Origin of the sequence: Stenotrophomonas sp. Ste96 (genome assembly GCF_024519495.1) — a bacterium.
Taxonomy (GTDB): domain Bacteria; phylum Pseudomonadota; class Gammaproteobacteria; order Xanthomonadales; family Xanthomonadaceae; genus Stenotrophomonas; species Stenotrophomonas bentonitica_A.
The window spans coordinates 1-774 of sequence record NZ_JALJRX010000040.1; the positions used below are offsets into that span (position 1 = coordinate 1).

The following is a 774-nucleotide window of genomic DNA, read 5'->3' on the forward strand; positions in this document are numbered from 1 at the left end:
ATGTCACAGAGAGCCTTGTCCGCCGACGGAACTTTCGATTCGCAATCGTGGCCGTGACGGGTGTCCGCGACGGCAGCCATCGATGTACCTGCAAGATCCAGGCAACCGCCGTGGCCCGCCAGCGCTAATTGCGACCAGAGCAGCGCCGCCATCGCCAAGAGGATGGTGCGCTGGAACCATTTCCGATGGCGAAGGCGGGCCATAACTTGAGCTTACCTCTTCTCCGGTCTGCGCAACTGATCCAGATCAATCCCTGGCCAGACCGGGTGTATGGTCCGGCGCGATCGTGTTCGGTGTCGCAGGAACCGCTGCCGACTTGGCCAGGCGAAGCGCATTGGCCACCACCGACACCGAGCTCAGGCTCATGGCAAGCGCCGCGACCATCGGGCTCAGCAGGATCCCGAACGCGGGGTAGAGCACCCCGGCCGCAACGGGAACCCCCAGCGCGTTGTAGACGAACGCGAAGGTGAGGTTCTGCTTCATGTTGGCCACGGTGGCTTGGGAAATCTTCCGCGCGCGCAGGATGCCGCGCAGGTCGCCCTTGACCAGGGTGATCTGGGCACTCGACATCGCGACGTCGGTGCCCGTACCCATGGCGATGCCGACATCGGACGCGGCCAGCGCGGGCGCGTCGTTGATGCCGTCGCCCGCCATCGCCACCCGCCGGCCTTCGCGCTTGAGGCGCTGCACCAGTGCGGCCTTGTCCTCTGGGCGGACCTCGCCATGCACTTCGTCCAGACCCAGCTCCGTGGCCACGGCCCGCGCGGTGGTGAG

At 66.3% G+C, this 774-nt stretch carries 1 protein-coding gene and 1 pseudogene; both read right to left on the reverse strand.

Annotated elements, in window-relative coordinates:
• Positions 1-203: pseudogene (locus OC373_RS18725) on the reverse strand (hypothetical protein); the annotation flags it as partial.
• 43 nt (positions 204-246) lie between these two features.
• Positions 247-774 (reverse strand): HAD-IC family P-type ATPase (locus OC373_RS18730; protein WP_261998279.1); only part of this gene is annotated, 528 nt, incomplete at its 5' end.